Here is a 3636-nt window from a genome sequence, read left to right as displayed (position 1 = left end):
GGAATAAGAGGTCGACGTATCTTTTGTTTGACCTATCGAAGCTTTTCCTCGAGCCGACGGGTTGATGAGAACCCTATCTCAGTCTATGTGGCCAAGTGATGCTGGATGCTCGATGCTGGATAGATAAAAATAGAATCCCTTTGCAATAAAATCGGTTTTCCATTAAAGGTTGAACGGTCGGATTACGGCGTTTTGGCCCACAGTTCTCCGAATAGAGAAAATCCCTGCTTTTTATGTTCCCGATTGCGCCGAACGTGAAAACAGAATATCTGTAACCGTTCACGGGTTCATAGGTTCAGGGTTCAAAGGTTTACCCGCCTTTGGCGGCGCCGTAAGCGACCAGAGTTTAGAAATTTGAACCGTTAATTTGTGAGTTCTGAATAGAGGAGGCATGAGAATAGAACGATTTGAAGATATTGAGGCATGGCAGTTGGCCCGGGAGTTATCTCGCAAGATCTACGGCCTGACAAAGAAGGCCAAATTTACTCGTGATTTCGGGTTGAAGAGGCAAATCCAGGATACAGCACTCTCATCTAAAGGGTTCATAGGTTCAAGGTTAGTAAAGGTTAACAAAGAAAAAGCAACCCTGAACTTCTGAACCCTGAACCTGTGAACGCTTACGAATATCTATTAAAATAGTATAGGATTCGAGTATTTTATGAATCAACACTTGTTGAATATCAAAGATATTCAAAATGAACGCGATTACCGCAGCATCCCTATCGACAAGGTAGGTATAAAGAATCTGCAGTACCCCATTACGGTTCTCGACCGGCGCAACGGCTTTCAGCACACGGTCGCCTCCATAAACATGTTTGTCGATTTACCCCACAAATACAAGGGGACCCACATGAGCCGTTTTGTCGAAATGCTCCACCTGTTTCGCCCGGAGGTTTCTTTGAAAAAGATTACGGTAATCCTGGAGCAGATGAAAACGCATTTGCATGCGGCTTCGGCCAACATTGAAGTGACGTTCCCTTATTTTATCGAAAAAAGATCCCCGGTCACCAATTCACCGGGTTTGATGGACTATACCTGCAGCTTTGTAGGATCAAGCGATCCTGATGGTAAAATCGATCTCGTATCAGAAGTCATTGTCCCGATTTCTTCCGTCTGTCCCTGTTCCAAGGAAATCAGCGAGATGGGCGCTCATAATCAGCGCGGACAGGTGCGGCTCAGTACACGTTTTGATAAATTTATCTGGATTGAAGACATGATTGAACTGGTAGAGAAATGTGCTTCATGTGAAGTCTATTCAGTCTTAAAGCGCGTCGATGAAAAGCATGTAACCGAGAGGGCGTTTTCAAATCCTAAATTTGTTGAAGATATTGTGCGGGATATTGCCAAGAGGCTGAAAGAGGACCAGAACATCACCTGGTTTTCAGTAAGTGCCGAAAATTTTGAGTCGATTCACAACCACAGTGCCTACGCCTCGATCACCAGCGGCCGGCACCCCGACCTCTGAAGCCAGCTTCAAAACGCGCCGCATTGCGGGGGGCCAAGACAAATGGCTCTGCCTTGGAGTTTTATGTCTAAAATCACAAATTCCAAGCACCAAATTACAAATAAATCACAAATTCCAATATCCAATGACCTAACCCGGATAAACCGGAAATAACAAATCACAAGCATCAGATTTCAAATAAATTCCAAACTACAAGATCCAAATTCCAAATACTAAAGAACTAAACTATTTTAGTTTTCCCAGTATTGATGAAAATATCTTTTTCAATTCATTTGGCCTTCTTACGGTTATAAGGTTTGGAATTTTGAATTTCGGTCATTGTAATTTGTTTGTTTTTTGGGATTTGTTATTTGGAGTTTAATTTACTAAGCCCGTCGAAGATCCCGCATTGCGGGGGTCAGAGACAAAGGTCTCGGCCTAAAAGAATTCTTACTTCAGATTGTTCAGTAGTATATCCATGATACGGTCAGTTGTCTTTCCAGGAGTGTTGATCAGTACCACAAATCGATACAGCCCGCCCTTACTGCTTTCAATATAACCTGCTCGGGTGCTGATATTGTTAAGCGTTCCGGTTTTGTGGAACGTCCTTCCTTCACGGCGCATCAGATGATAATGCGGCGCAAACGCTTCCAGGATGATATGCAGGTTGTGCGCTGAAATTTTATTTTCCCGGGAAATTCCCGAACCTTCCACAATTTTAAAATTATTAATCTTCAAAACATTCTTTGCGAATGTTGATGCCGCCCTAACGCCCTTAGGGAGTGTGCCGGGCGGGCCGTAAACATGCGCTCCTATGGCCACTAGCAGCTGGTTAGCCATAAAATTGTTGGAATATTCAAAAAGTTTTGAAACCACCTGTTGGATTGAAAACTCGGAAGCGTATTTGAAAATCAGTTTGTCGGCCTCTTTTCGTACCCGGCCGATTCGAATCCGGCCTTTGATATCGATTCCTTGCTGTTTAAGAAAGTGGCGCAGAAGATGGCCGGCATAACGTGTGCTTTCATTGGCCTCGCTGGAAAGAATGATTCTGCCGTGCTTCATTCCGGATGCACGGATTCTATCGAGTGCAAACGGCAGCAGAGGGGTTTGGGGTTCAGCACTGACATAGGCACCGCTGGGTTTGCGTTTAAAGTTAACCGTGTTGAAATTGACGCACAAGGCACCATTAGGTGCATCGTACGGTTCGTATGATGATGTGACCCCGGGAATGACGATGGGGTCGCCAAAGTATGAGTCATCCAGTACCAGGTCTTTGATCTCTTTTGAGTTGGCAGATAGTTGTGTGGCAAGTGTTGCGGTGATTTGTACTAATACTTCTGAAATTAGAAGCGGATCGCCGTATCCCTTTACAATTAGGTTGTCTGCTTGGTCCAGATAAAATTCAGTGACAAACCTGAAGTCCGGGCCCAGAGAATCAAGGGCAACCAGCGCGGTGAGTATTTTAAGGGTTGATGCCGGAATCAGCTGGCGGCCCGCATTTTTTGAAAATAGCACGCGGCCCTTGGTGTCGGTGACCAGTACAGCATCCTGGTCACCGACAAGGTTATGTAAATCATCCAGATTTCCGGCGTAACTAATTTGTAGCTGGGCAATGCAAAGCAGCCCTAAAAAGACAAGGAGAATCCGAAAAGGGAATAATGACCGAATTTTCGGTGTTGATATTGAATTCAGCATTTATTTAGTTCTGAAAAACCTGGTCATTTGGGCCTCCGGCTCATAGAGCTTTCCGAGCCGTAGGCTTTACAAGCCGGAGGCCTACGCCTCGGAGAGCCAGGATTCTTACTTGCTTTCCAGGATAAGTGTTACCGGTCCGTCGTTGATCAACGCAACCTCCATCATGGCACGAAAACGACCGGTGGCAACGGTAATGCCTGTTTTGCGCACCTGGGCGACAAAATACTCGTAAAGTTCGTTGGCCTTGTCCGGACCGGCGGCTTCGGCAAATGAAGGCCGCCGCCCTTTCCGGCAGTCTCCCAGCAGGGTAAACTGGGATACCACCAGCATTTCGCCGCCGATATCGATTAGAGAGCGGTTCATTTTGCCCTGCTCGTCTTCAAAAATTCTCAAATTTACGATTTTTTCCGCCAGAAAATCGGCGCCGGCGGTCTGATCCGGCTTGGCAACGCCCAGCAGCACCAGCAGTCCGCTGTCGATTTTACCGACGGTCTCAT

The 3636-nt window shown here is 46.0% G+C and carries 4 protein-coding genes; 2 read left to right on the top strand and 2 right to left on the bottom strand.

Annotated features, from left to right (window positions below):
* Positions 1–391: 391 nt before the first annotated feature.
* Both V3S16_RS03670 and folE2 read left to right on the top strand, forming a co-directional pair.
* The gene (locus tag V3S16_RS03670) at positions 392–598 is read left to right on the top strand and encodes a four helix bundle protein (RefSeq protein WP_413883322.1); all 207 of its coding nucleotides are present in this window, start codon (positions 392–394) and stop codon (positions 596–598) included.
* Between the two features lie 60 nt (positions 599–658).
* Complete coding sequence (folE2, locus tag V3S16_RS03665) at positions 659–1465, top strand: GTP cyclohydrolase FolE2 (RefSeq protein WP_413883321.1); 807 nt, start codon at positions 659–661, stop codon at positions 1463–1465.
* Between the two features lie 429 nt (positions 1466–1894).
* Here the strand turns inward: folE2 and V3S16_RS03660 are convergent, their stop codons facing one another.
* Positions 1895–3139, bottom strand: a complete 1245-nt coding sequence (locus tag V3S16_RS03660; RefSeq protein WP_413883320.1) for a D-alanyl-D-alanine carboxypeptidase/D-alanyl-D-alanine-endopeptidase — start codon at positions 3137–3139, stop codon at positions 1895–1897.
* A 105-nt stretch (positions 3140–3244) separates the two neighbouring features.
* The coding region (dtd, locus tag V3S16_RS03655) for a D-aminoacyl-tRNA deacylase (RefSeq protein ID WP_413883319.1) at positions 3245–3636 on the bottom strand (392 nt) is incomplete at its 5' end.

Origin of the sequence: Candidatus Desulfatibia sp. (assembly GCF_036446775.1) — a bacterium.
GTDB lineage: Bacteria > Desulfobacterota > Desulfobacteria > Desulfobacterales > UBA11574 > Desulfatibia_A.
This window is presented reverse-complemented; position numbering and strand designations above follow the sequence as displayed.

Bases quoted from the DNA above. Each gene is read 5' to 3' on its own strand.
- V3S16_RS03660 (WP_413883320.1), bottom strand. From the start codon at position 3,139: ATGCTGAATTCAATATCAACACCGAAAATTCGGTCATTATTCCCTTTT.
- V3S16_RS03670 (WP_413883322.1), top strand. From the start codon at position 392: ATGAGAATAGAACGATTTGAAGATATTGAGGCATGGCAGTTGGCCCGG.
- folE2 (WP_413883321.1), top strand. From the start codon at position 659: ATGAATCAACACTTGTTGAATATCAAAGATATTCAAAATGAACGCGAT.